The organism is Mesorhizobium sp. WSM4820, assembly GCF_055811075.1.
The window spans coordinates 235,712-262,058 of sequence record NZ_JBVVQN010000003.1 but is presented as its reverse complement, the minus strand read 5'-3'; the positions used below and the strand labels follow the sequence as shown (position 1 = coordinate 262,058).

24 protein-coding genes, 1 tRNA gene and 2 pseudogenes are annotated in these 26,347 nt (G+C 61.0%); 14 read left to right on the top strand and 13 right to left on the bottom strand.

All coding sequences use genetic code 11. The features are described from left to right. Positions 1-22 precede the first annotated feature (22 nt). A complete protein-coding gene (locus AC0L2R_RS07165; protein ID WP_473508253.1) occupies positions 23-1,651 on the bottom strand; it encodes a fatty-acid--CoA ligase in 1,629 nt (542 codons plus the stop codon). A 196-nt stretch (positions 1,652-1,847) separates the two neighbouring features. Here AC0L2R_RS07165 and AC0L2R_RS07160 point away from each other — a divergent pair, with 196 nt between their 5' ends. Both AC0L2R_RS07160 and AC0L2R_RS07155 read left to right on the top strand, forming a co-directional pair. Next, a complete protein-coding gene (locus AC0L2R_RS07160) occupies positions 1,848-2,204 on the top strand; it encodes a hypothetical protein (RefSeq protein WP_023797902.1) in 357 nt (118 codons plus the stop codon). A 172-nt stretch (positions 2,205-2,376) separates the two neighbouring features. After that, entirely contained in the window at positions 2,377-2,766 is a 390-nt protein-coding gene (locus AC0L2R_RS07155; protein WP_473508252.1) for a DUF427 domain-containing protein, read from the top strand. An 81-nt stretch (positions 2,767-2,847) separates the two neighbouring features. On the opposite strand, the gene ppdK is transcribed toward AC0L2R_RS07155, so the two are convergent. After that, positions 2,848-5,526 carry a pyruvate, phosphate dikinase gene (gene ppdK / locus AC0L2R_RS07150; protein ID WP_473508251.1) on the bottom strand — a complete coding sequence of 893 codons (2,679 nt, stop codon included), beginning with the start codon at positions 5,524-5,526 and terminating at the stop codon, positions 2,848-2,850. Between the two features lie 229 nt (positions 5,527-5,755). Here ppdK and AC0L2R_RS07145 point away from each other — a divergent pair. The 4 genes and pseudogenes from AC0L2R_RS07145 to AC0L2R_RS07130 all read left to right on the top strand — a co-directional run. Beyond that, positions 5,756-5,881, top strand: a pseudogene (locus AC0L2R_RS07145) (VOC family protein); the annotation flags it as partial. A 130-nt stretch (positions 5,882-6,011) separates the two neighbouring features. Next, positions 6,012-6,086: transfer RNA gene (locus tag AC0L2R_RS07140), tRNA-Gln, on the top strand. A 205-nt stretch (positions 6,087-6,291) separates the two neighbouring features. After that, the gene (locus AC0L2R_RS07135; protein WP_473508250.1) at positions 6,292-7,245 is read left to right on the top strand and encodes a hypothetical protein; all 954 of its coding nucleotides are present in this window, start codon (positions 6,292-6,294) and stop codon (positions 7,243-7,245) included. 262 nt (positions 7,246-7,507) lie between these two features. Further along, positions 7,508-7,834 carry a hypothetical protein gene (locus tag AC0L2R_RS07130; RefSeq protein WP_473508249.1) on the top strand — a complete coding sequence of 109 codons (327 nt, stop codon included), beginning with the start codon at positions 7,508-7,510 and terminating at the stop codon, positions 7,832-7,834. A 95-nt stretch (positions 7,835-7,929) separates the two neighbouring features. Here the strand turns inward: AC0L2R_RS07130 and AC0L2R_RS07125 are convergent, their stop codons facing one another. The 4 genes from AC0L2R_RS07125 to AC0L2R_RS07110 all read right to left on the bottom strand — a co-directional run bounded on the left by AC0L2R_RS07125 (position 7,930) and on the right by AC0L2R_RS07110 (position 12,903). Further along, complete coding sequence (locus AC0L2R_RS07125; protein ID WP_473508248.1) at positions 7,930-8,166, bottom strand: hypothetical protein; 237 nt, start codon at positions 8,164-8,166, stop codon at positions 7,930-7,932. An 873-nt stretch (positions 8,167-9,039) separates the two neighbouring features. Beyond that, positions 9,040-9,423, bottom strand: coding sequence for a hypothetical protein (locus AC0L2R_RS07120; protein WP_473508247.1), 384 nt, complete (start codon positions 9,421-9,423; stop codon positions 9,040-9,042). Positions 9,424-10,741: 1,318 nt separating this feature from the next. Then, positions 10,742-12,514 (bottom strand): SLC13 family permease, encoded by a 1,773-nt coding sequence (locus tag AC0L2R_RS07115; protein ID WP_473508246.1) that lies wholly within the window; start codon positions 12,512-12,514, stop codon positions 10,742-10,744. 164 nt (positions 12,515-12,678) lie between these two features. Further along, positions 12,679-12,903 (bottom strand): hypothetical protein, encoded by a 225-nt coding sequence (locus AC0L2R_RS07110; protein WP_473508245.1) that lies wholly within the window; start codon positions 12,901-12,903, stop codon positions 12,679-12,681. Between the two features lie 100 nt (positions 12,904-13,003). Between AC0L2R_RS07110 and AC0L2R_RS07105 the strand changes: the two genes are divergently transcribed. Both AC0L2R_RS07105 and AC0L2R_RS07100 read left to right on the top strand, forming a co-directional pair. Further along, the gene (locus tag AC0L2R_RS07105; protein WP_128174323.1) at positions 13,004-13,573 is read left to right on the top strand and encodes a peroxidase-related enzyme; all 570 of its coding nucleotides are present in this window, start codon (positions 13,004-13,006) and stop codon (positions 13,571-13,573) included. A gap of 2 nt (positions 13,574-13,575) precedes the next feature. Further along, positions 13,576-13,965, top strand: coding sequence for a rhodanese-like domain-containing protein (locus tag AC0L2R_RS07100; protein WP_287219980.1), 390 nt, complete (start codon positions 13,576-13,578; stop codon positions 13,963-13,965). A 19-nt stretch (positions 13,966-13,984) separates the two neighbouring features. Here AC0L2R_RS07100 and AC0L2R_RS07095 read toward each other — a convergent pair whose 3' ends face one another. From AC0L2R_RS07095 to AC0L2R_RS07075, 5 genes are all read right to left on the bottom strand, one after another. Then, complete coding sequence (locus AC0L2R_RS07095; protein ID WP_473508244.1) at positions 13,985-14,272, bottom strand: RES family NAD+ phosphorylase; 288 nt, start codon at positions 14,270-14,272, stop codon at positions 13,985-13,987. A 2-nt stretch (positions 14,273-14,274) separates the two neighbouring features. Continuing rightward, complete coding sequence (locus tag AC0L2R_RS07090; RefSeq protein WP_473508243.1) at positions 14,275-14,571, bottom strand: RES domain-containing protein; 297 nt, start codon at positions 14,569-14,571, stop codon at positions 14,275-14,277. Then, on the bottom strand, positions 14,568-15,257 hold the full coding sequence (locus AC0L2R_RS07085; protein WP_473508242.1) for a hypothetical protein: 690 nt from the start codon (positions 15,255-15,257) through the stop codon (positions 14,568-14,570). The genes AC0L2R_RS07090 and AC0L2R_RS07085 overlap by 4 nt, the downstream gene beginning before the upstream one ends. A gap of 311 nt (positions 15,258-15,568) precedes the next feature. Further along, positions 15,569-15,805 (bottom strand): hypothetical protein, encoded by a 237-nt coding sequence (locus AC0L2R_RS07080; protein ID WP_023797920.1) that lies wholly within the window; start codon positions 15,803-15,805, stop codon positions 15,569-15,571. Between the two features lie 133 nt (positions 15,806-15,938). Then, positions 15,939-16,871: a complex I NDUFA9 subunit family protein gene (locus AC0L2R_RS07075; protein WP_473508241.1), complete on the bottom strand. Its 933-nt coding sequence runs from the start codon at positions 16,869-16,871 to the stop codon at positions 15,939-15,941. Between the two features lie 662 nt (positions 16,872-17,533). Here AC0L2R_RS07075 and leuA point away from each other — a divergent pair. The 4 genes from leuA (at position 17,534) to AC0L2R_RS07055 (ending at position 23,107) form a co-directional block, all read left to right on the top strand. Next, complete coding sequence (leuA, locus tag AC0L2R_RS07070) at positions 17,534-19,252, top strand: 2-isopropylmalate synthase (RefSeq protein WP_473508371.1); 1,719 nt, start codon at positions 17,534-17,536, stop codon at positions 19,250-19,252. 425 nt (positions 19,253-19,677) lie between these two features. After that, positions 19,678-21,450, top strand: coding sequence for a hypothetical protein (locus tag AC0L2R_RS07065; RefSeq protein ID WP_473508240.1), 1,773 nt, complete (start codon positions 19,678-19,680; stop codon positions 21,448-21,450). Positions 21,451-21,553: 103 nt separating this feature from the next. After that, positions 21,554-22,357 (top strand): alpha/beta fold hydrolase, encoded by an 804-nt coding sequence (locus AC0L2R_RS07060; RefSeq protein ID WP_473508239.1) that lies wholly within the window; start codon positions 21,554-21,556, stop codon positions 22,355-22,357. Positions 22,358-22,483: 126 nt separating this feature from the next. Next, the gene (locus AC0L2R_RS07055; protein ID WP_473508238.1) at positions 22,484-23,107 is read left to right on the top strand and encodes a hypothetical protein; all 624 of its coding nucleotides are present in this window, start codon (positions 22,484-22,486) and stop codon (positions 23,105-23,107) included. Between the two features lie 110 nt (positions 23,108-23,217). On the opposite strand, the gene AC0L2R_RS07050 is transcribed toward AC0L2R_RS07055, so the two are convergent. Beyond that, complete coding sequence (locus tag AC0L2R_RS07050) at positions 23,218-24,132, bottom strand: metallophosphoesterase family protein (protein WP_473508236.1); 915 nt, start codon at positions 24,130-24,132, stop codon at positions 23,218-23,220. Between the two features lie 53 nt (positions 24,133-24,185). Here AC0L2R_RS07050 and AC0L2R_RS07045 point away from each other — a divergent pair, with 53 nt between their 5' ends. Then, the gene (locus AC0L2R_RS07045) at positions 24,186-24,686 is read left to right on the top strand and encodes an NUDIX domain-containing protein (protein WP_128174317.1); all 501 of its coding nucleotides are present in this window, start codon (positions 24,186-24,188) and stop codon (positions 24,684-24,686) included. Position 24,687: 1 nt separating this feature from the next. On the opposite strand, the gene AC0L2R_RS07040 is transcribed toward AC0L2R_RS07045, so the two are convergent. Further along, positions 24,688-25,677: a glutathione S-transferase family protein gene (locus AC0L2R_RS07040; RefSeq protein ID WP_473508235.1), complete on the bottom strand. Its 990-nt coding sequence runs from the start codon at positions 25,675-25,677 to the stop codon at positions 24,688-24,690. Positions 25,678-25,987: 310 nt separating this feature from the next. Here AC0L2R_RS07040 and AC0L2R_RS07035 point away from each other — a divergent pair. Further along, positions 25,988-26,208, top strand: a pseudogene (locus tag AC0L2R_RS07035) (GNAT family N-acetyltransferase); the annotation flags it as partial. Between the last annotated feature and the right edge of the window lie 139 nt (positions 26,209-26,347).

Sequence of the window (26,347 nt, the reverse complement as noted above, 5' to 3'; positions counted from 1 at the left end):
TAGGCAAAGGACGTCATGTCAGTCAGTCCGTCGGCAGGCGATAGTCCCTGAACTGCCGGCGCAAGGTTGTCTTCTGGATCTTGCCGGTAGCGGTGTGGGGAATCTCGCCGACGAAGGCGACGTCATCCGGCATCCACCACTTCGCCACCTTGCCGTCCATGAAGGCGAGGATATCCGTCTTGGTCGGCTCGCGGCCAGGCTTGCGGACCACGACAAGCAACGGCCGTTCGCCCCATTTCGAATGTTGGATGCCGATGGCGGCCGCCTCCGCCACATCAGGATGACCGATCGCGAGATTCTCGAGCTCGATGGTCGAGATCCATTCGCCGCCCGACTTGATGACGTCCTTGGCGCGATCGGTGATCTGCATGTAGCCGCCAGGGTCGATATGGGCGACATCACCGGTATCGAACCAGCCTTCTTCATCGAACTGTTCGGATCCGATGCCGCCATAATAGGCACGCGCGACGGCCGGTCCGCGGACTTTCAGGCGCCCGAATGTCCTGCCGTCCCAAGGCAGTTCCTTGTTGTCGTCGTCGGTGACCTTCATTTCGACGCCGAAAGGCGGAAAACCCTGCTTGCCCTGGACGTCGAGCCGGGCTTCGCCCTCAAGCCCGGCATAGCCCGGCTTCATGGTGCACAGCGTGCCGAGCGGCGACATTTCGGTCATGCCCCATGCATGGATGACCTCGACATCGTAGTTGCCCTGGAACTTTGCCGTGATCGCACGCGGGCAGGATGAGCCGCCGATAACGACCTTGTTCAGATAGGGAAGTTTCTTGCCGGTCTCCTCCAGGTACTGCAGCAGCATCAACCACACTGTCGGCACGGCGGCGCTGAACGTCACCTTTTCGGTGTCGAGCAACTCGTAGATCGAGGCGCCGTCCATCTTGCAGCCAGGCATGACCAGCTTGGCGCCGATCATCGGGCCGCTCTGGCCGAGGCCCCAGGCGTTGGCGTGGAACATCGGCACAACCGGCAGTATGGTGTCGCGCGAGGAGAGGCCCATCGCATCGGGCATCGCCGCAATCATGGCGTGCAGCACGTTCGAGCGATGGCTGTAGAGGACGCCTTTCGGATCGCCTGTCGTGCCCGAGGTGTAGCACATGCCGGCGGCGGTGTTTTCATCGAACGTCTTCCAGGTGAAGGCGCCGTCGGCTTCGTCAAGCCATTCCTCATAGGCAACAGCATTCGGCGGCGCCGTCTGCGGCATGTGCGCCTTGTCGGTCAGCACGATCACCTTTCTGAGCGATTTGACCGCGCCGGCGATCTTTTCAAGCAGCGGCATGAATGTCAGATCGACGAAGATCGCCTTGTCCTCGGCATTGTTCATGATCCAGGCGATCTGCTCGGGAAACAGGCGCGGATTAAGCGTGTGATAGATCGCGCCGACACCCATGATGCCGTACCAGGCTTCGATGTGGCGCGCCGTGTTCCAGGCCAATGTGGCGATGCGGTCGCCAAGCCCAAAGCCATCACGCTCGAGCCGCTCAGCGACCCGCAAGGCACGGCGATGAATTTCGACGTAAGTGGTCCGGACGATCGGGCCCTCGATCGAGCGCGATACAATCTCGCGTTCGCCGTGCTGCCTGGCTGCGTTGTCGATGAGCTTGTGGCAAAGCAGCGGCCATTCCTGCATCAGTCCGAGCATTCTTCTCCTCCCATTGGTTTTCGTTCCCCCACTGGTTTTCGCTCCATTGTGGGACGAACAAGCGGATTGTCCAGCCATGACCGGGCAGAAGCAGCCCATTGTTCGAAAAGGCAGGGAAAACCGCCACAATCCGGCCATTGTCGACATTAACTTTGATTAATGGTAGGGGTGTGATTGGCGAATGAAAGAGGTTCGCATGGACGCGCAGCTCGACGACAAAGCTCTCGAAGATTCGCTTGCCGAAAGCCTGGCCGATTTGGTGCCGGACGCCAAAACCGTTTCCGAGGACGAATTCGTCGAAGTCGTCGGCGGCGCCCTTGAGGCGGTCGGCGGCACGCTGCTGTTCAAGATGTGCGTTCAGAACGAAGGCGAAAGCCAGCACGTCGCCGCGGCTTGCGTCGGCGATGGCGGCAACCGCCAGTTCCTGCTTCTTACCTTGCCGACCGGCGGTGGTGCGCTCAAGGTCGAAACCGCGTCGCGAAGCACCAATCCTGTCGCCGGTATCGCCGCCGCCTATGCCGGGCTGATGGACGCCTTTCAGGCTGCCGCCTGATCGGTCATCAGCCCTGATCGGTCATCGGCCCCTGATCGGTCATCGGCCCCTGATCGGTCATCGTTTGACGAGAGATCCGGACAACGCCAAAAGGCGATGGAGCCGGCATTCGACAGCGGCCTTGCACAGCGGGCACGCCCTACACATTTTAGGTCGTGCAAGGAGAACCGTCATGGACCAGATCGCCAATCCGTCACCCGGCTTTCAACGCAACCCGGATAAAGTCATTACCATCGAGCCGTACAGCGGAACTGTGACCGTACGCGTCGGCGACGCGGTCATTGCCTCGTCCAGGAGGGCCAAGCTGTTGACCGAACCTCCCTACCCCGGGATCCTCTACATTCCATTCGAAGACATCGATTTCGACCAGCTTCGCAAGACGGACTCGTCGACTCATTGCCCGTTCAAGGGCGATGCGAGCTATTGGAGCGTGCTGCCTGCCGCGGAAGCAGGCAAGGATGCGATGTGGGCCTATGAGCGGCCTTTCGACGAGATGATCGAAATCCGCGATCACGGCGCGTTCTATCCCAACAAGGTGACGGTCGAAGCCAAACCAGCCTGAACCGGGCCAGCCTGAGCAGGGACGGCTCGTGGCCTGTCCCGCCGATCAAACGCTTGCACGGCCATGGCCGACGTCGGCGCCTTACCCGCGACCGTTCTTAGCAGCCTGCACCGCCGCCTGCGCGGCAGCCAGCCTGGCGATCGGCACGCGGTAGGGCGAGCACGACACGTAGTCGAGGCCGATTTCCTCGCAGAAATGGATCGACGCCGGATCGCCGCCATGTTCGCCGCAAATGCCGAGCTTGATGTCCGGCCGCGTTGCCCTGCCTTTTTCGGCCGCCATCCGCACCAGTTCGCCGACGCCCTCGATGTCGAGCGACACGAACGGATCCTGCTCGATGATGCCCTTCTGGCGATAGGTCTCCAGGAACGAGGCCGCATCGTCGCGTGAGATGCCAAAAGTGGTCTGGGTCAGATCGTTGGTGCCGAAAGAGAAGAATTCGGCCGCCTCGGCGATGACCTGGGCGCGGATCGCGGCGCGCGGCAGTTCGATCATCGTGCCGGTAAGATAGGTGATCTTGACGCCGGTTTCCTCCATCACGCTCCTGGCGACGGCATCGATCCGCAGCTTGACGTAGTCGAGCTCCTTCACCAGACCGACCAGCGGCACCATGATTTCCGGGACCACCAGCGCGCCGGCCTTCCTGCCGGCTTCGACGGCGGCCTCGAAAATGGCGCGCGCCTGCATCTCGGCGATTTCGGGATAGGAAACCGCAAGCCGGCAGCCGCGATGGCCAAGCATCGGGTTGAATTCGTGCAGGGCTTCGGTGCGCTGCCTGAGCTTGTCGGGCGACACGTTCATGGCGGCGGCGACTTCGGCCACCTCTTCCTCGGTCTTGGGCAGGAATTCGTGCAGCGGCGGATCGAGCAAGCGGATCGTCACCGGCAGGCCGGCCATGATCTCGAACAATTCGAGGAAATCCGAGCGCTGCATGGGCAAGAGTTTTGCGAGCGCCGTCCGCCGGCCCTTTTCCGTGTCGGCCAGGATCATCTCGCGCATGGCAACGATGCGGTCGCCCTCGAAGAACATGTGCTCGGTGCGGCAAAGCCCGATGCCTTCGGCGCCGAAGGAACGCGCCATGCGCGCGTCGAGCGGCGTCTCGGCGTTGGTGCGCACCTTCATGCGGCGCACGGCATCGGCCCATTCCATGATGGCGGCGAAATCGCCCGAGAGCTCCGGCTGCAGCATTGGCACGGCGCCTTTCAGCACCTGGCCGTTGCCGCCGTCGATGGTGATGATATCACCCTTGCGGAACGTCGATCCCATCGCCATCAGGGTGCCGGCCCTGTAGTCGACGCGCAGCGAGCCGGCGCCCGACACACAGGGCTTGCCCATGCCGCGCGCCACCACCGCCGCGTGGCTGGTCATGCCGCCACGCGTGGTCAGGATGCCTTCCGCCGCATGCATGCCGTGGATGTCCTCGGGACTGGTCTCGATGCGCACGAGGATCGCCTTGCGGCCTTGCGTCTTGAGCTCCTCGGCATCGTTGGAGGAAAAGACGATCTCGCCGGTGGCTGCACCCGGAGATGCGGGCAGACCGATGCCGATGACATCGCGTGCCGCCTTCGGATCGATGGTCGGATGCAGCAACTGGTCGAGCGAGGCCGGATCGATGCGGGCGACGGCCTCCTCCTTTGAAATGAGCTTGTCGCGCGCCATTTCGACGGCGATTTTGAGCGCCGCCTTGGCGGTGCGCTTGCCGGACCTCGTCTGCAGCATCCACAATTTGCCGCGCTCGATGGTGAATTCGAGATCCTGCATGTCGCGGTAGTGCTTTTCCAGACGGTCGGAGATGGTGACAAAAGACTGGAACGCTTCCGGCATCAGCTTCTGCAGCGACGGCTTGTCGGAGCCGGCAGCAATGCGCGCCGCCTCGGTGATGTTTTGCGGCGTGCGGATGCCGGCGACGACATCCTCGCCCTGCGCATTCACCAGGAACTCGCCATAGAGCATCTTTTCGCCGGTCGACGGATTGCGGGTGAAGGCGACGCCGGTGGCCGAGGTCTCGCCCATATTGCCGAAGACCATGGCCTGGACGTTGACCGCGGTGCCCCAGCTTTCGGGAATGTCGTGCAGGCGCCGGTAGGTGATGGCGCGGTTGTTCATCCAGCTCGAAAACACGGCGCCGATCGCACCCCAGAGCTGCTCGTTCGGATCTTGCGGAAACGGTTTGCCGAGTTCCTCCTCGACCTTGGCCTTGTAGAGCGCGATCACGCCCTGCCATTCGATGGCGCTCAGTTCGGTATCGAGTTCATGGCCGAGCCCGCCCTTCTGGTCTTCGAGGATTTCCTCGAACACCTCATGGTCGAGGCCCATGACGACATCGGAATACATCTGGATGAAACGCCGGTAGCTGTCATAGGCAAAGCGGGCGTCGCCTGAATCGGCGGCCAGTGCCTCGACCGTCTCGTCGTTCAGGCCGAGATTGAGCACGGTGTCCATCATGCCGGGCATCGAAGCGCGGGCACCGGAACGCACCGACACCAAAAGCAGTTTTGAGGGATCGCCGAAACGGCGCCCGGTCAGCCGGCCGATGTGGTCAAGCGCAACCGCGACGTCCGCCTCTAGCGAGGCCGGGTAGGTGCGGCCGTTGGCGTAGTAGGCGTTACAGACCTCGGTGGTGATGGTGAACCCCGGCGGCACCGGCAGGCCCAGGCTGCACATTTCGGCCAGATTGGCGCCTTTGCCGCCCAGCAGGTTCCTGTCGCCGGCACGGCCTTCTGCAGCGCCGTCGCCAAAGGTGTAGACCCATTTGGTCATGCTTGCTCTCCGGTTGCAGGAGATTGAAAAGATTGACGAAGCCGAAGTTCCGCCGTGTCCCTGCACGAGCGATATGATGCTGCAGTGCGAAAGGCAAGCCGTCGGCAAGCCAGCCGGCTTCTACAATCGATTAAGACAGAGCGATGACAAAAAGACTTGCGGCTTGGCGGCCAATTGAAGAGAGCAAAACAGGAACATGGGTAACGCCATATGACTGACCGGAGAACTCAAAACGCTGGGCGCCGTCGAAAATGCCGGCGGCACGATCGTCAAGCCGATCTTCTCATTCCCCGGCGGCAGGCGGTTCCATTTCGTCGATCCGGCCGGCAACGAAATCGCCGTTTGCGGTGAATAGATGCCATCGCCCGACAGCAGACGACGATATGCGAACCGGTGGATCAGTTCCTCGCACTTGCCATTCTCGGCATTGAGCTTTCCGTCGGCTCGTCCTATAAGGCCGCGCGCAGCGAGCATGTTGCAACTGTTGGGGCGTAGCCAAGTGGTAAGGCATCGGTTTTTGGTACCGACAATCCCAGGTTCGAATCCTGGCGCCCCAGCCAGAGACCTTTTGTGTAATTAAAACAGACCCATAGCCGACTCCGGATTTCTGCAAGTGTTACAACCGCGTGGATGATACACGGGTTATCGGGGACGCTTTTTTAAAACCGTGTCCGCGGGTGATCATCTAAACAAAGTCGACAGCTGTTCGAAATTGCTATGTTGCGCATGTCCCCTTAAAAGAGAGAGATCGGGGGGGATCAGACTATGGCAACATTAATTAGCCCGGTTCTATTTTCTACGCATTTTCAAGTCGCACCGGCTGCGTTGCAAAGCAGCGGCTTGTTCGATCCCCTGTTAAACTGTGACAGCAAGCTGTTCATTGACCCATTACTTATCGCCGGCAGCAAAAATGATATCATAAGAACGACTGGACACACCCTTCTACGAGATCATCTTTCGAAAGTAGTTAGGCTTGTGACCGTAAGTAGAACCTGTAATGACGTTGCGTGGCGAGCGGCCTCTGGATTGCTTAGCTTACGCGAGCGCTCCGAAACATCTTTAGGATATGGCGGAGCCGGATTTAGTGGAAGCTCAAGACCGCAAGAGATCATCGATCAGATATTGTCCACTACCAAAGAGATCGTGTTACTTGGAGAAGACGATCCCGAAATTATATCGCTTATGGGAACGTTTGAAGAGGGAGTCGGCCCCGACACGATCAGTGACCTAGCGACGCATGCGATTTTACCGAGTCTGTGCGAAATAACCGAAGGATTTTGCCAAGCCAATGGCATAAAGAGCAGCATATTCGGAGATTACGAGGGAAGATCCCTTCCCGAGCGGCCGTCAAATCGATCCATGCCGATTGTCTTAGTGCCACGGGATATATTGCGCGATCTGCCACTTGCCGCCGATTGGTCAGATGTCTCCCGAGTAGTCTTAGAGAATGAACGCATCAGAAAAGCATTCAATGGCTTTATGGGCGATATTACCCGCGCAACCGTGACGGAGAAGAAGCACGCTCTACGGAGTGCTGCCCTGCAGTCCATTCAGAATTTCCGCGCTGTCTTCGAGGCAATGCTGGGAGCCAGCGATTCATACGATCCAGATGCCGACCCATTAAACCTGTATCGATTCAGAGAATTGATGGCGGGCAACCTTGAGGCTTTCAAGGCGCCTGGGTTCATAGCCAAGTTGCCCAGCCCCGAGGAATTGTGATCAGGGCCCATCAGGCGGTAGAGGTCGCTGCGGGGAGGAAAACTCCAGACATAGTTTTGGTCGAAGGCCGACGACGCAAGTCGGCCAGCACACGCGAAACCATTGACGCCATCATCGAAGGTGACACTTCGTCGGATGATGAAGAAGGTGAGGACGAAGGCGCTGAGGACTAAGATGGTCGCTCGGCCGCTGTAACGGATAGAACGTGCCAGCCTGATGGCGTGTAAACTACAGTTTAAAGCATATTAACAGGGAGAGAATAATGTTAGCCAAAGACGCGTTAATAGTCTGGACTCCAAATAACGAACTTTACGAGGGACAGGCCAACAAAGGAAAAGTCGTCGTTACAACAATGCCGCAGAATCCGGCTTTAGCTGTCCACCCAATGTCAGCCGGTTGCTCTGATCACGATTGGAACGAGGCAGATAATGCCGGCCGCTATGATTTGTTGCAGGACTATTTCAGCACGATGATTCATGATGACGGCATCGATGAGCAAGTTGCGAGAAAAGCGCTTTCTGCCATAGAGGATATCAATACAGCAGGGCTCTCGTCCGAAATCCTCCCCGATCATGCAGACGACGACTAAGTGATGGTGCGACCTAAAAGGGGCGCGGCGTGATCCGCGCCCTTCTCATGGGTTGTTCGGCCGTATGCGTAGGTCTTACCGCGCAGCGATCTGACTTACTCGATGACCGACAGCTTAAGCCAGGCACCGAATTCAGCGCACTCGTTGCCGGTGCACTTCGCGAGGCTCTTCCCATTCGGCATCAAGGTTCCCAAGAGGTCTCCCCTCTCGCTTGCCTCATCAATCCTCTGGACGAGATCATAAGCTTTGACGATACCGGCGCTGCTCACCTGTGCTGTCACCGTGCGTCGCGACGGCGCTTTCACGCGGACCCGTGGCTTTTCGGCGCTCATGCTGCGCCACGAATCCGCGCCTCGTCCTCCTTCGTCATGGTGACGAAGTCGGGTTCGGGATCGATGATGACAGCCGTCGGCGCGGTCGTCGCCCGCTCAAACCAGCAATGAACGCGGTAAGCTCGATGAGCGCCGCCTCAAGATTGATGTGCACGACGTCCAGGTAAGAGGCGTCGTCGCTGTCACCCTTCATCAGTTCGACAAGGCTTGTGCACCCTGCTTCTTCGAACGCCTGTTCAACGCTCGCTAAGAGCTTCCTGCCGTCGTCGGAACCGACTTAGGCAGCGAAATCTTTGGGCAATTTTGCGTTGGAGGGATGCTTCATGTAGCTTCTCCTCTGGCCTTAAGGCCTTTCAACGGCCGGATCATTCCTCCCGTCGTCTACATCGCCGGTGCGAGCTTCGATCTGACCCGATCTCGCGCCGGCGAATCTCTTCAAAAAATGCAGCCCTAAGCCTGACAGCGGTGTGAGCGCTGGCTTGCCGAGCCGGTATAGTGGTGCGGGGACTACCTATCAGTCACATGTGATTATGGATCACAAGTGAATTAAAGCGGTTTTTTATGAACTTGAATTAGATCAACGGCTTAGCGTTTTCCGCCTGGACGCTCGCCGGCCAAATCTCGGCAGCCATAAGCGCGTCGACCATCTGGTAAGGCTCCCGCTTGCCGGTGAAGGGGCAAGGCTCGATCGCGGCGAGTGCCTGGGTGAGCCAGGCGTATGTGTCATTGTCGACGTAAGTGTTCAGGCGCGTTCTCCATTGGTTGGTTTGCCCGCAAGGTATGAGTCATATTGCGAAGGTGCGCAAGAGAAATAATGTAGTGTTTTCAAATAGTTAGTAAGTCACCGATGACTTATCTTCGAGGTGCGCGCGTCTAGACCATCCCATAATTGGGCAACGCCGCGACGGCACCGGCCGCTGCCGCTTTCTTCTTAGCGCGATCACGCCGTTTCTTTTCGCACCTCTTAGTTCTTTTATGGTCGGCGCGCTCTGCGTCGGGTATGGCGTCCAGACGGGCGTAAGGCCGAACCGTGCTTCCCGTCGCTTCCACCATGGCTTCATAGTCAGCGCGACCGCGCGCCTTCCACACCGCCCGCATGGCATCGCCCTGCTCGTCAAATCGTCTTTGGTTGCCGGCGGCATTCTTATCGCGCCAATCACGGGCGGCCCGTTGCCACCTTGGCTGCTCGGGTGCTGGATCTGCGCCCGCCGGCTGGGCTGGCACGTCTGGTGTTCCCTCGAGAGCGAACAGGATCATGCGCTGCTCGTCGGTGAGGGATGCCGGTTGTCCGGCGTCGATATTAGGTGGCATAGGGGTGTAACTTTCAATGACTGGGTTGCGGCTTGGCGGGGCCGGCGATCGATCTGACGATGGGCGAATGTGGGCGGCACCAGTTAAAGCGCCGCCCGATTCCGCCAAGAACCACAACCATTCGAGTGCAATTACATTATATAGCAGGCTTTGCACCGGGATGCAGAAAAGGTGGAAAATATTCCTACGCGGTAGTTTAGCAGGAGTGTCTACCATTTTCTCTAACTAGGTCGCTTTCCGACTTGTAATACCTTCCCTTCGCAATCATCCTAATCACAAAGGCAACTTGCACCGGTGGAGTTCGGATGATGCGAGGTTTGATTCTTCTTGCATGGATTGTCGTCGGAGCGTGGACTAGTTCGGCATTAGCTCAAGATGCCACCGAGAAAACCTTTCCCCACGACATCACGCTTAGCGATGTAGCTCCCTTGAAGCTTGCAATCCGGAAGCACCTTGCCATCTCGACGGAACCAATAGTGTGAATCGCGATGGCTCGCATAGGAGAAAGTGGGGGTGTCTACCTTTGTGGGCTTACGAATGGTGGCAGCGTGTCGACCTCCATTCTCTTCTTTGCGCATAAGACAGATGGGGCTGCCGAAGTCGAAGAAATTGATAGTGACTCCAAAATCGATGGCAGGGCCAAAAAGCTTTGCGATACTCACGGCTTCCGCACCCCTATCCCCGGCTGAACCTCCGCAACCTTTAAGGACAGCTTCCCATTTCACCCATCTTGGTCATCCCGCGTTTATGAGTTCACGGCCTAGTAAGTGTCTACCAATTTCCCTGCCATTTCCCCAAACGAAACGGCCTTCGGCAAACCCGGCGCGGTTCATCCCGCTAAATTCGAACGAGCTGTCCGCGTGTTTAATGGCGCTTACCGTAAGGCTCTTCTGAGTAAAGTTAGTTGCAAGGCCGGGAAGGCCAAGGACCCAGATAGTTACCGGTAGATGTCCGCCTTGGGGCCAATCCATATCGCGGGAATTATTATGGCCGCAGGGCAGCGAAGCGTGCCGGTGGTTGGCTGCCCGGCTTTCAAGAAATTCGGTAGCGGACTCCAATTTTCAGGTGCCCATTGTGGCAAGCTCTTCGTCGACTGCTGCTTGATACTTCGTCAGAGCCCCTCCGGCGTCTCGTTTTGCCAAAATCCTTGGCCTCGATAGGCGCAAAGCCTTTGTCACGAGCGATGCATATTGCTTGACCGGTAGCGGCCTACGTACTGCCATGGGGCTCCGAGTTCCGCCAGGATTGATCCGTCCGCCGCATATCAGTTCATTGGCCAAACGATCATAAGCATCGGCACGGCAACAATGACGACGAGGAACGATAGCGGCAGTCCCAGGCGTGGATAGTCGCTGAAGCGGTAGCCGCCAGGCCCCATGACGAGCGTGTTGCACTGATGGCCTATCGGGGTGAGAAAATCGCAGCCGGCGCCAATGGCGACTGCCATCAGAAATGCTTCCGGCCTGTAGCCGAGATCGCCGGCAAACGCGGCGGCGATGGGCGCCATGACCAGAACGGTGGCGGCATTGTTGAGGAATGGCGTAACGGCCATCGCTGCGACAAGGATGAGCGTCAGTGCGCCGGTCGCCGGCAGAACGGTCCCTAGTCTGGCAAGCTCGCCGGCGATGACCCCTGTCGCCCCGGTGCTGCGCAGCGAATCGCTGACTGGAATGAGAACGGCGAGCATGACGAGGATTGGACCATCCAGCGATTGGTAGACGTCGCGGACCGGGATGACCTTGAAAAGCACCATCGCGACCGCGGCCGCAAAGAAAGCAACGGAGACCGGGAGCAGCCCGAACGCAGTCGCCAGCATGGCGAGAGCAAGGATGATTACCGGCACGATACCCTTGCGGACGCTGCCAAGCAGGATAGCCCTTTCTGCCAGCGGCAGGCAGCCGAGCTCACGCAGTACATCGGGTATCGTCGCTGCATTGCCCTGCAGCACGACGACGTCGCCCAGCCTCAGCTGGACTTCGGCCAGCCTGCGGTCGAGGCGCTCGCCGTGACGGCTGACGGCCAGGAGGTTGACATTGAAGCGGTGATAGAGGGCAAGGCGCTGGGCCGTCCAGCCGATCAAAGGCGAGCTTTCACCGATGACGGCTTCGATGGCGACCATCTCGCTGGCCGTGACGTCACCGCCGACCCTGTTGCCGGTAACGCTGAGCTTGCCCTGGGAGACAAGGCGATCCAGCGCCCCTGGGTCGCCCTCGAGCAGCAGAATGTCGTTCAGTTTGAGGACGACGTCGGGCAGTGGCGTCATCCGCATGGTCCGGTTGCGCAGGATCGACGTCACGATGGCATCGCCGCCGGAAAGCTTCATGAGGTCTGCGACGGTTTTGCCGAGCACAGTGGAATCGCGGACAATTTTGGCCTCTGTCAGGTAATTCTTGATGTCGATGGCTTCATTCACCGACCCGCCGAGCTTTTCGCGCACCGGCAGCAGCCAATAGAAAAGCACCAGGAAGATCGTTCCGGCGGCGGCCAGGGCAGCTCCAACAGGCGTGAAGTCGAACATTGTGAAGGCGGCGCCGGTCAGTTCCTCCCGCACACGGGACACGACGACATTGGGAGATGTCCCCACCTGCGTCATGAGTCCACCGAGCAGCGACCCGAACGCCATAGGCATCAGGAATATCGACGGTGAAACGCTCGACCGGCGCGCGAACTGGAAGGCTATCGGGATCATGATCGCGAGCGCACCGATATTCTTTACAAAGGCAGACAGGATCGTGACCACGATGACCAGCAGCGCCAGTTGCGAGCGAACGCCCGACAGGTTCGGAGCGAAACGCCTGATGGCGACTTCCATGATGCCCGAGCGTGCTATGCCGGCGCTCACCAGCAGGGCACTGCCGACAATGACCACGATATCGTCGCTGAACCCGCTGAAGGCTTCGTCAAAAGGCACGATGCCGATCGCGAGGGCTAGCAACAGTGCCGCGGCTGCAACCAGATCATATCGATACCGACCCCACACGAGCGCCGCCATCATTATGAAGATAACGGCGAACGACAGGATTTGCGGCGTAGTCATGTCTTCGGATGCCCCGCCGCTTATGCGGCTGATCAGAACGGCCAAACCGCCGTTTTGTTGCTTTTGCTGGTCACGGTTTTGCTAGCACGGTTCCGTGCTTGCCAATAAGCCCGTGTCGATCAATGTTCCCGACTTTCGCAGCCACGGTCCTGGGCTGGCGCCTTTCAACCTGGCCGGCGCCTGGCCGTTCCGACTTTATAGCGATAGCCGTCATTCTCGCTAATGCGCGCTGCGCCATGTTCGGCCGCGATCGACCCGCCGCTCTCCGCAACCATGCGATACACCGCCTCCACCCCGCCTACGATGTGATCGCGCGTGCGCACATAGTCGACGCAGGAGTCCCGCATCGTCCACAGCGATTGGAACTCGCGCGGCGACTGCGAGACCACCGCATCCTCGGCACTTCCAGCCCTTCCATGAGGCTCGCCGAAAAGCGTTCGATGGCCTAAAGCTGGTCGAATTGACGGCCGTATAAGGGAGAGAACACACATGACCGCGCCCGCCATAAGCCGCTTCCCCGTTCCCGAGATCGCCGGCCTTCCCGACGATATCCGCGAACGGATACTCGCCGTGCAGGAGAAGTCGGGCTTCGTGCCCAACGTCTTCCTCGTGCTTGCGCATCGGCCGGACGAGTTCCGCGCCTTCTTCGCCTATCACGACGCGCTGATGGACAAGCCCGGCCCGATCACCAAGGCCGAGCGGGAGATGATCGTCGTGGCCACGAGCAATGCCAATCAGTGCCAGTACTGCGTGGTCGCCCATGGCGCGATCCTGCGCATTCGCGCAAAGAACCCGCTGATCGCCGATCAGGTGGCCACCAACTACCGCAAGGCCGACATCACCCCGCGCCAGATGGCGATGCTCGATTTCGCCATGAAGGTTTCCGCGCGCGCCTACGAGGTCGGCGACGCGGACATCGCCGACCTCAAGATGCATGGCTTCACCGACGAGGACGCCTGGGACATCGCGGCCATCGCCGCCTTCTTCGCCATGTCAAACCGGCTGGCCAACGTCACCAGCATGAGGCCGAACGACGAGTTCTACGCGATGGGGCGCTGACCATGCCGAAGGGATACAAGGATCTGCTGGCCGACGCCGATGCGGTCGTCCGCTCGGTCGAGGCAGCGGACATGGCGACCATTCCCGACGGCGTTGTCATGGTCGACATCCGGGATCCGCGGGAACTGGAGCGCGAGGGCATGATCCCCGGCGCGTTCCATGCGCCGCGCGGCATGCTCGAATTCTGGATCGACCCGGAAAGCCCCTACCACAAGCCGATATTCGCCGAGCCCAGGACCTTTGTGTTTTACTGCGCGTCCGGCTGGCGCTCGCTGCTCGCCGCCAAGGTCGCGCAGGAGATGGGACTTGACGCGCGCAGCCTGCGCGGCGGCTTCTCGGAGTGGAAGAAGCGCGGCAATATCGTCGCCGAGAGACCGAGGAAGGACAGCTAAGCTCGACGACCGGCTCGCCCTATGGAGCCAGGCCGACACGGTAGCGTTCGGCGACCCGCCAGAACCAATCCTGGTCGAGGTCGATCTCGCGTGCCGCCTCCGCGATTGCATCTGCCGATCGCTCGAACAGCGCGTAGCAGACTTCGGCGTCGTCATGCCTGGCATGGTAGGCAATTCCATCAGCGCCAATTGGATGACCCGACAATGCGGTCGACCAAACCTGCGGCACGTCGTAGGGCAGTCCGCCATGGGCGACTTCTGCGGTCGCCCCAAGGCGGGCGAGACCGGGCCCGGCAAGCCGGATCAATTTCAGGTCTCTTGGACGATGAGGCGAACGTACGCCTTCCGCTGCAGCAGATCCGCGTCGATGAGCGTGTGCCCAGGAGTTCGCAGAAACGTCTCGGCGAACGCGCCGTTGATCTCCTTTGCGGCGTAGAGAACCCCATAGGAGGCGTCGGGAGCATTGAACCGCCCTTCGGTCGACCTGTCGAAGAAGATCGGCTCCCACTTGGCCGTGTAGAAGCGGTGAACCTCCTGCCCTGCCGGTAGCTTCACCAGTTCGGGCAGGCGCCTGTCCAGGTCTGCGGGAGGGAGTGGCCCGCTCACGCCCCCTGCTCACCGTGCCGCCTCGCGGCTTCAAGCACGAGCTCGATCTGGCCGGTTTTGAGAAGCTGGATGGGCTTACGATTGCCCAGCCTTGCATCCGGCTGGGAAAGGAAGTTGAGCACCGCCCAGGAATTGCTGGTCTGCAAAGCCTCACGAACGGCTTTTAGCCCGGGTACAACTGTGCCGTCGCGGTTGAACTGCAGCGTCGGATAGCTGCGACGGTTGCTGGGGCCGGGAACGGCAAGCAAGGAGCCGTCCTGCACTCGCTTGTCGATCGCCTGCCGGGAGACGCCGTGCAACAGGGTGCGGACCTGATCGAGGTCATAGGCACCGCCTGCGTCGCGCAGATCCTGCTGTGCAATACGGACACCTTCAAGCATCGCGCGGCTGCGCGCGTCAGGCTCGAATGCGGACCTGTCCATTAACGGCTTGCGCTCGACCTGAGTATGCTGCGGGGCTCGCTCGACAACCTCGGTGATGCGAACCACACGACCGCGCACCGACTTCCTGATCGCATTGACGGACTCCGGTTTTCCGGACACGATCGCCACATGTGCGCCGGCCGGCAGCTTGAACCCGGACAGCGCCTTGATCGGGTCACCCTTCATCGTGAACATTGTCAGCACGCCCGGGCCCCGTGTCTTCGCGGTGACGGCCGGTGCCTCGGCTCGCGTTTTGTCTGCCATGGGTTTTACCTCCTGACGAGACAATATGGCGCTGCGAGCAACTTTGTCAACCTTGACAACCTTGACAACCTTGACAAGTTTCAATCTTGCCAAGCTTTGCACCTTCCGTTCCGCCAGGGCGAGGTTGTATCAATCTGGAATAGCCGCTCGCTGCCGGGAAAATTGCACCATCTCGAGCCGCATGTGGCCCTGCACAGGCTGGCGTGCTCCACTGCCGCTGAGCGCGTCACCCATCACCATCAACGCGATCGCACCCGGCTATCTCGCGTGGACCCAGCATGGTGGAACTTGACGAAGCGGGGCCAAAAGCATCAAGGCGCGCGATCGGTCAGCGCGCTTGCACCTTCCTCCGCGGCGCAATGTGCGCAGCAGTAGATGATGTCATCTTGTTCGACACCATGTCCGATGATCCGGCACCCGCAATGCGGGCAGAGCGGCGCAAGTTTCTGGATCGCGCATTCGAAGCTGTCGAACGTATAGCTTTCCTCAGCCAGCGTCACTTCGAAAGCCTTGTCGTAGTCATTCCCGCATTGATCGCATCTGGCCATGGTTCTTTTCCTTCTTCCTCATTGGTTCAAACTCGACCAACCCGCCGCATGGCGATAGGTTCCCGGCAGGATCGTAGAGTCCTGCCAAGCAGGAGAGTCTTGCTAAATAAACAGGAGACCGGCCCGAGCAGCCTCACGCGCGCCGTTCGATCAAGCGGATCACCTCCTCGATGTCGCGCGGCGCGATGTCGAGTTCCTTCAGGCCCGGCGCGCCGATAGCGGCCACATTGTCGTGCCGCATAAGATCGACCTGGTTGCGCGTGATCGGCGCTCCCGGAAGGAGTTCCGCGACGCCGGCCAAGGCGTCCCACGCCGCAAACGGCACCGGCATCAGCCTGATGTGGGTATCGAGCTGTCGGGCGATCTCGCGCAGCAGTTCCTTATAGGTGTAGATGCGCGGGCCGCCGAATTCGAATATCGATGAGCCCTTGTGGTTTCGCCCGCCGATCAGCCGGCTAACTGCGTCTGCGACGTCTTCCACATAGACCGGCTGAAGCCGTGTGCCGCCATCGCCGAACAGCGGATAAACCGGCAGGAGACGTATCAGCCTGACAATCGTCGTGAGGAAAACGTCGTCAGGTCCCGTCATGACGGCGGGACGCACAATGATGGCGCCGGGAAATGCGCTCGCCACCGCCTCTTCTCCGCGCCCACGTGCCCTGATGTAGTTCGAATCCGATTGAGGATCGGAGCCGATCCCCGAAATCTGGACGAACCGGTCGACCTCGCCAGCGCGCGACGCGGCGGCAAGTTCAGCTGCGGCTTCCACATGCACGCGCTCAAACGTCTGGGCGCCCTGCTCGACGTAGAGACTGACGGCGTTCACGATCGCTTGTGATCCGGCAATGGCCGAGCCGATCGAGGACGCATCCAATATGTCCGCCTCGACGGCTTCGGGCGGCCTTGCCGTCGAGGAAAAAACCTGGCCCACACGAGCCGGGTGGCGGGATGCGGCGCGGACCGTGAAACCCCTTTCCAGGAGCCGCTTCACGATCCGGCGCCCGAGAAAGCCTGTCCCGCCGAACACAGTGACGATCCGTTCTGTGTTGAGATCGTCAGGATCCATTTGCCTCGCTTTTCCCTTGGCTTTGCGTGCCCGCCGAGCGCCTGCCGCAAGGATCGCCTCTGGCCGGCGTATAACCCAGCTCCTTCGAACATCGGGACGGTTGGAGAACAACGCAGGAACGTTTTTTGTTCCAGTCGGCGCCAGGTTCGATCGAGAGACGGCCGATGTTGCTGTGGACGGCGAGTGTTCGACGCCGGGTTGCCATGCTGTCCGTTTCATCCCAGCCTCCATTGGCTGGCGATAAAATCGGACAACTCCTGTGCTACCTAATCCGGACAACTCATCTGCTTACGACACTGTCGTTCGGCCCCACTTGCCTCGCTTTGGCTGCTCCTGTATGAAAACCGCCATGACCAACCGCGCCACCTCCGTCGCTTCCCGTCAGACCGGCTTTGCTGGCGAGACCGTGCGCGCGCTTGCTTCCGCTCTGCTGCTGCTCGGCCTTATCGGCGATCGCCGGGTTCGCTGAAGGAGCGCCCGGCGGTCGAACCGCCGCTCACGCGCATGCTCCTTGGCCAGTCTCAAAATTGGCAAGTCAACATCAAATGAACATCTGGTAAAGGCGCCGCTCGGCACCAAATCCGCCTGAAGGCGGATCCCGCGAGCCGCCGGGAGAGACGACAATGAACGCACGAGAAGAGATCCGCTCAGACAGCGGGGAGATGGGCCAGGATGCCCGGGCCATGCCGGGGGCAGCCCGGGGCATGCCGGAGGCAGCCCGCAAATACCAACCCTACCCGACCGTCGGTCTCACCGACCGCGTGTGGCCTTCGAAAGTCATCGACAAGGCCCCGATCTGGTGCTCGGTCGACCTGCGCGACGGCAACCAGGCGCTGATCGATCCGATGGGCCACGAGCGCAAGGCGCGCATGTTCGCCCTGCTCCTCGACATGGGCTTCAAGGAGATCGAGATCGGTTTCCCGTCGGCCTCGCAGACCGACTTCGATTTCGCCCGCTGGTGCATCGAAGAGGGCAATGTATCAGACGATGTCTCGCTGCAGGTGCTGGTGCAGTGCCGGCCGGAACTGATCACCCGCACTTTCGAGGCGCTGCAGGGCGCCACCAACCCGATCGTGCATTTCTACAATTCGACCAGCGAACTGCAGCGCCGCGTCGTCTTCGAGAAGGACGTCGCCGGCATCAGGCGGATCGCCACCGATGCGGCCAAGATGATCACCGACATGGCAGCGAAGGCCGGCGGCTTCTATCGTTTCGAATATTCGCCGGAGAGCTTTACCGGCACCGAGCTCGAAGTGGCGCTGGAAATCTGCAACGCCGTTACCGAAATCATGAAGCCGACGCCGGAAAACAAGCTGATCATCAACCTGCCGTCCACGGTCGAGATGTCGACACCCAACATCTATGCCGATCGCATCGAATGGATGTGCCGCAATCTCGACAGCCGCGAGAACCTGCTCATCTCGCTGCATCCGCACAATGACCGCGGCACCGGGATCGCCACCACCGAACTCGGCCTGATGGCGGGCGCGGACCGCGTCGAAGGCACGCTGTTCGGCAATGGCGAGCGCACCGGCAATGTCGACATCGTCACGCTGGCGCTCAACATGTATACGCAAGGCGTCGATCCCGAGCTCGATTGCTCCGACATCAACCGGATGAAGGACGTCTACGAATATTCGAACCAGTTGAAGATCCCCGAGCGCCATCCCTATGTCGGCGAGCTCGTCTACACCGCCTTTTCCGGCTCGCACCAGGATGCCATCAACAAGGGCATGAAGGCGTTGCGCAAGGCCAACACGCCGTACTGGGAAGTGCCCTATCTGCCGATCGACCCGGCCGATGTCGGGCGCAACTACGAGGCGATCATCCGCATCAACTCGCAGTCCGGCAAGGGCGGCATCGCCTATGTGCTGCAGGCGGACTACGGCCTCAATCTGCCGCGCAACCTGCAGATCGAGTTCAGTCAAGCGATCCAGGCGATCACCGACGCCGAAGGCAAGGAGGTGCCGGCCAAGCGCATCTACGAGCGCTTTCTCGAGACCTACGTCGATCAGCCCGGCGCGCGGCTGAAATTCCTCGACCACCACACTTATCCCGACATCGAGATCAAGGGGCGGCGCGCGGTGGAGGCGATCATCCTCGACAGCGGCAAGGAGGTGACGATATCAGGCTCCGGAACCGGCCCGATCGACGGCTTTGTCGACGCGCTGTCGCGCCATGTCGGCGTGCCGATGTCGGTGCTCGACTATTCGGAGCACTCCATGCAGCGCGGCTCGAATGCCTCGGCCATCTCCTATGTCGAGATGGAGCATCCCGGCGGCAAGCTGTTCGGCGCCGGTATCAACACCAATATCGTCGCCGCTTCGCTGGAAGCCGTGGTTTCCGCCGCCAATCGCATCGTCGGCGGAAAGGTCGACTAGAGCAATTCCAGGGAAAGTGCGTAGCGGTTCTCCGTCCGGAATTGCGTAAAACAAATGCTTGATGCATGTCGCGCAAAAGCATGCCCTCGGGCTTGAACCGAGGGTGTGCAGCGGTTTTGCGATAACGACATGCATAAAACAACAACCTAAAAGCGCGTCGCGTGAGGCCGGTCAAATGCGACGCGCTTTAGAGCGGTTCGGCGGTTCTATCAAAAAGCTGAACCGCTCCAGACCAGATGTCGAAAGCTATGAGCTGGAGCAAGATGAGCCCGGATCGTATCATCCTGCTCCAGTCTTTCGCACCATTAACCACCGGAAAATTATCCGGTGTGGTACGCGATCGCATAATGGATGCATGCTTGTAAGGCAGTGCAGGCGCTATATGATTGCGTCTTAACCTGTGCCGACTTCGAGAGGATCGACACTTGCAGCATGCCACGCCTGCCGCCCCCGCAGTGCGCGAGACGCTGGAGCGATTGCTAGCCAGCGAAACGTTCGGGAGATCCGAACGAGCGCGTAAGCTGCTTCGCTATCTGGTCGAGCGCGAGCAGGCAGGCGAAGCCGACAAGCTCAAGGGCTTTTCCATCGCGATGGATGTTTTCGGCAAGGACGGCGATTTCGATCCGTCGACCGACGCCGTGGTGCGGGTGCAGGCGGGCAGGCTGCGCGAGCTTCTGCAGCATTACTTTGCCAATGAGGGTGTTGCCGAGCCGATCCGCATTGCCATTCCGCGTGGCGGCTATGTTCCATCCTATGAACTCAACGCGATCCGCCTGCCGGTCGAGCCGGCGTCGGCGGAACACGTCGAAGCGGCGGCCACCTTGCCGGAATCGCCCGAAGAACCCGGCATGGCCGCACCTGCCGCATCGTCCCCCGTCGTTCGCCAGCCGGCACCCTCGCTGCTGCGCCATCTCCAGTTCTTCTGGCTGGCGATCGCTCTGGTCATCGCCATGCTGGGCGTGCTGATCCTTCGTCAGGGAGGCAGCGCATTGCTGGCCGGAAGCGATGCCGCGCCGACGATTGAAAATGCGGTGGCAACCGGCAGCATTGCGCCATGGGCTCCGGCTGAAAGCCTTCCGCTCGTCTACATTGCGCTGAAAACCAACAGTGCCGAGGCTGCCCGCGTCGCCGCATCGCTGCGCGCCGGCCTCAGCCGCTTCGACACGGTCAGCTTCATCGGTCGCGATGCTGACGGCCAGCCCGATCCGGTCGCCGATGCGATCAGCTTCGTATTCGATGTCTTGCCGGGGCCAACGGCAGGCGATGTCACGCTGGAGCTTCAAAGCGTGGCGACCGGGCGGGTCCTGCTGTCACGCAACTTGACTGCCGCCGACAGCACACCCTCCACCGTCGAGGATAGTGTCGCCGGCATTTTGAGTTCGGCCGTTCCCGCCTCGGGCGCGATCTACAACTATATCGAACAGAGCGGCCTTCAGACCGGCCTGACGGAATGTCTGCTGCTCAACGACAAATACTATCTCGACCAGGGCGCCAAAACCCATGAGGCTGCCTATCGCTGCCTCGAAATCTTGGTCGATCGGGATGCGAAATCGTCGCTCGTCTTTTCGGAGCTGGCGACCCTGCATCTCGAGGCGGGTACAGATCACTACGCCTATCCAGCCGGCGCAACGATCGAACAGGCGATGTCGCTGGCGCGTCGCGCCGTGCAGATGGGGCCGACCAGCCCCTATGCCCACCGTGCCTATGGCTATCTCAATTCCCGCCTCGGCAATTCGGAGGAATCGATCCGCTGGATGCGCAAGGCCTACGAACTCAACCCTTACGACCTCAGCATGGCGGCAGCTTATGCCTACGGGCTGATTTTCGCCGGCAGGTACAGGGAGGGAACACCGATCCTTGCTCACGCCGCCGAAACCTCCAGCGCCCATCCGACCTGGTGGGATTACGGGCTTTTCGTCGGCCAGTTCATGGCTGGCGACATGGACAAGGCCTCGCTTGCCAGCGATGCGCTGCAGGCGACGCCGACGAAATCGCACTATCTGGCTGCGCGGCTGATCACTGCCAAGGCCGCCGGTCGCGATCAACTGGCGCACGAACTTCTGGACGAGTTGACTGTCAAGTTCCCGAAATTCGCCGCCGATCCGCGCGCGGCTTTTGTCGAGCGGAGATACCCCGCAGATCTGACCGAGCGGCTGGTCGAGGCTTTGCGTGCCGCCGGGCTCAGCAATGCCAGCTAGTCCTTGCGACCAGAACGGCCGATCGCGAAAATTTACTGGCCATCGAACCTGGTACAAGACGCAATCCCGCCACATCCGAATTCGCGTAAAACCATAGAATTTCATGATTTCATCGCTTTACGCTGCCGAACGGGGCGCCGGCCCGAATACGGTTGTATTTCTGCATGGCTTCGGCGGTTGCCACGGCGACTGGCACGAGGTGATTTCGACACTGGCACCTGATTCACGGACGCTGGCTTATGATCTTCCGGGCCATGGGCTGTCCCTCGATTTCCCGGGTGGCGGTCCGGCCAAGGCGGCCGCCCGGGCTGTTCTGGCAGACCTCGCCGCACGCAGAATCAGGAGGGTGCATCTCGTCGGCCATTCGATGGGCGGGGCGGCGGCTGTGCTGATGGCACTGGCCGGACCCGCAAAGATAGCCTCGCTGACGCTTCTGGCGCCGGGCGGGTTTGGCACTGAGATCAATGGCCCGCTGTTGCGCCGTTACGCCGCAGCAGCCGGCAAAAGTGAAATTCGCGCCTGCCTCGCCGCCATGTCCGGACTGCAAAGCCCGCCCTCGGAGCGCATCGTGGATGTGCTTGGCGACATGCGTGCCCGTCCCGGCCAGTTGCACAAACTTGTCGAGATCGCGGCCGCCATGACCAGGGATGATCGGCAGGGCGTCATCCCGCGCGAACGGCTCGAAACCCTGGCTATGCCGGTGATTGTGGTCTGGGGGACCGATGACGCGGTGCTGCCCTGCAGCCAGGCCGATGGTCTGCCGGCGCATTTCCACCTGCACCACGTGTCGGAGGCCGGCCATATGCTGGTCGAGGAAGCGCCCGGCCTGATCGCCGAGATCGTCCGCCGCAACATGAAACGCCGCAGCAGGCCGCTTCGTCCAAACGCCGCTCCCGCAGCGGGCTGATCCCTGTCAAAGCGCGGCTTCGGGCCGGATTTTGCAAGCCGCCTATCGATCTCACAAGTGCATTTTGCTGCATTTTGCCAGCGACTGTGTTAATTCGGTGTTAACCAAACCCGCGAGGCAACGCCGATGAAGGATGCAGCCGAGACCATAAGCCAGGCCGATCAGTCGCGAAACTTGTCCGACGCCATCCGCGACGTGAAAAACGCCTTCGCCGACCGCGACGACGTCGTGGTCGACATGCGCGAGGCGCATCGCATGCGGCTGGAATTGCTTGCCGCCGAACTCGCGCCGATCTTCGCCGACGTGCCCGCCGACATGGACAATTTCGACTTCGCCGTCTCGTCCGGGCTGCAGCCGCGGCTCTGGATCGACGCCGTCAGCCATGTCGCCATGGGGCGCGACCGCCGCACCTATCGCTTCCTCAAGGACACGCGCATCGGCCGCGTGGTGCTCGCCGAATCGACCGAGATGAAACCGGTTGCCGATCAGGTGACGCGCTACGTCGCGGAGCGCGTCATCGAACGCCAGAGAATGCTGGAAGGCGGGGTCGAGCAGGCTGTCGCCGGCCTGAAACGTGCCTTGGTCCCGGAAGCCGAGCCGCCGCTGCGATCCATCAAGCGCCGCAAGCGTTGGTCAGCCTTTCTCTCCGGTCTCGGCCTGATCGCTGCCGGCGCCCTGGTCGGGCTGGCGGTATCGATCGTGTTGTTCTGGGACCGCCTCGTTGCGATGGGACTGAGTTTTGGACCATGATCCTGAACCGAAGGTCCGCGTAACGAAAAGTGGAAACCGGTTTTCGGAAAAGATCATGGTCAAGCAAAAAGATAGAGCCCCATCCCGATTCCATCGGGATGGAACAGGCTCTAGGCCATAGCGTCCGCGCCAAGCTCCACAACCTCGAGATCGGCAGGCGGGATGGCCGGCCCGGTCAGGCCACGTCGCGTCAGCCTGAGCCGCCAGTTGCCTATTTCACCATCGATCTCCAGCAGATTATATTGCGCCGCTGGACGCCTGCCGCCTGGCGCCTGGCCTGCGGCAGCGACGCCGACCACTGGAATTTTGGCGCCGCGCCCATTGATCGAGAACAGCGTCGGCTCGTGCGAATGGCCGTGCAGCACAAGCTCGGCCCCGTGCCGCTGAACGACCTTTTGGAAGCGGGCAATGCCGAACAGCCGCTTGGGTTGCGAAACGGCGCCGCGCACTGGCGGATGGTGGATCATGATCACCCGGAACAGCCCCCGTTTGGCCGTGGCATCGAGCATGTCGCGCAGCCTTTCCGCCTGGTCTTCCAGAAAAAAGCCGTTGGCCATGAACGGAGCCGTCGCCCGCGCCGTCGTGACACCGATCAGCGCGACGTTGCTACGCACGCGCAGATAGGGAAAGGCTTCGCGGTCGACCGGCGTATTGACGCCGTCGCCGGTCATCCACGCCGTCCACGACCGGCAGGACTTGTCGAAAGCACCGGGCACATAGGCGTCGTGGTTTCCCGGAACGACCGACACATCGTCGGGGGAGCCCAGCGTCTCCAGCCAGTGCTTGCCCATCTCGATCTCGCCATCGAGCGCCAGATTGACCAGATCGCCGGTGACGGCAAGGTGATCGGGTGCGCTCGCCTTGATATCGGCGACGATCGTGTCGATGACGGCGTCGCGCATGTGGCGGCGGCGATTGCGCTGCCAGTTGACGTAACCGACCACCCGCTTGGAGGCGAGATCGCGATAGGTTACACCGGGAAGCGGTCCCAAGTGGATATCGGAAATATGCGCGAGCCTGAACATCCCTCCTTCATAAGCGACGCGCGCGCTGCTTTCCACCCACGGTTTCGTGGGTGATGATGCGGCCCGATCCGGAGCAAGCTTTCCGCCAGACCGGCTGGCCGGGTCTCAGGGCAAGGCTGTTTCATCTGTACTTCGTGCTGCGGCGGCCGATGACGCTTGGGGTGCGTGGTTTGATCCACGATCGCAGGTCCAATTCCGTCTTCCTCATTCGCCATACCTATGTACCGGGCTGGCAGCTTCCCGGCGGAGGCGTCGAGCTGGGCGAGACGATGATCGAGGCGTTGGCGCGCGAGCTCTCCGAGGAGGGCAATATTGCATTGACCGCGCCGCCGGTGCTGAAATCGATGCATTTCAACCGTCGGGCCAGCCGCCGCGACCATGTCGGCCTATATTTGGTCGAGCAGTTCAACCAGACGGCGCCGAAGCTGCCGGACCGCGAGATCGCCGCAGCCGGCTTCTTTCCGCTCGACCGCCTGCCGGAAGCAACCACGCCGGCCACGTTGCGGCGGGTTGCCGAGAATTTCAGCGGCGCCGCGGCATCGCCCTACTGGTAGATCACGCTGCCTTCCTGAACCGCGCCCGATCATGCGGCGCCGCGTAGTCCAGTTCCGGCCCGACCGGCACGATGTGCGTCGGGTTGATCGTTGCGTGGCTGCCGTAATAGTGCGCCTTGATGTGGTGCAGGCTCACCGTGCCGGCGACGCCCGGGACCTGATAGAGGTCGCGCAGATAGTTCGACAGGTTCGGATAGTCGGCGATGCGGCGCAGGTTGCACTTGAAATGGCCGACATAGACCGGGTCGAAGCGGACCAGCGTGGTGAACAGCCGCCAATCGGCCTCGGTGATGCGGTCACCGACGAGATAACGCTGGCGAGATAGGCGATCCTCGAGCTGGTCGAGCGCCGAGAACAGTTCGCCAAACGCTTTCTCATAGGCCGCTTGCGTGGCGGCGAAGCCGGCGCGATAGACGCCGTTGTTGACCGAGGGATAGACCAGAGCGTTGACCGCGTCGATTTCGCCGCGCAGTGCTTTCGGATAGAAATCGAGGCCGGCATCGCCCCATTCGTCGAAGGCTGAATTGAGCATCCGAATGATCTCGGAGGACTCGTTGCAGACGATCGTCTGTTCTCGCCTGTCCCACAGAACCGGCACCGTCACGCGGCCGGAATAGGCGGGATCGGCCTTGGTGTAGATTTGATGCAGGAAGTCGAGGCCGTAGAGCGTATCGCCGGTGGCGCCGTCCTCGGCCAGGAAGGTCCAGCCGTTGGCGCCCATGAAATGATGGACGACCGAGACGGAAATCACGTCCTCGAGCTTTTTCAGTGCCCGAAAGATCAGCGTCCGGTGTGCCCAGGGACAGGCAAGCGAGACATAGAGATGGTAGCGCCCCGGCTCGGCCTTGAAGCCGCGCGTGCGGCCTTCGGCCGGCCTGCCGTCAACCGTGACCCAGTCGCGCCATTGCGACTGCGCCCGCACGAATTCGCCGTCGCTCGCCCTGGTGTCGTACCCGCTGTCCTGCCATTTGCCGTCGACCAGCAATCCCATGTGGTGTCCTTTCGTCTTCGTAGGGATTTAGGCACAAACCGACGATGCGGAAATCGCCAGGCGTTGAACAGTTCGTCAATCGCCCGGTGCGGCAGACGAATGGCGGCAAACGAAGGCGGCAAACGAATGGCGGCAGCAAACGGCCGATTGCGGTGGCTGAAGATTGATGCTAGCGGAAAATCCGCATGTTTGACTTTGCTTTGATCCGGTTCGACCGACGACGAAAGGGCGCCCGCGCTTGATGAAGCGCTGACTGGCGAACGCTGCCGTTTGCAGCAAACCTTTCTCCGTCTACCGGAACGCAAAGACCATGAGCCTTGCCGACGTGAAATACCTGCCGGAAACTCCGGCGCATGACCCCGAAATCGAAGCCATCAACGACGAAGCCTTCGGGCCGGGCCGTTTCGTGCTGGGCGCCTACAAGATCCGTGAGGGCGGCCCGCATGAACGCGCTCTGTCCTTCGTGGCCGTCGATGGCGATATCGTTGTCGCCTCTGTGCGCATGACGCGCATCGCGGCCGGGGGGGGGGGCCGGGGGGGGGGGGGGGGCCGCGGGGGGGGGGGGGGGGGGGGGAAAAAAAGGAGGGGGGGGGGGGGCGGGGGGGGGGGGGGGGGGTGGTGGGTGTGGGGGGGGGGGGGGGGGGGGGCGCCGCGGGGGCCGGGGGGGGGG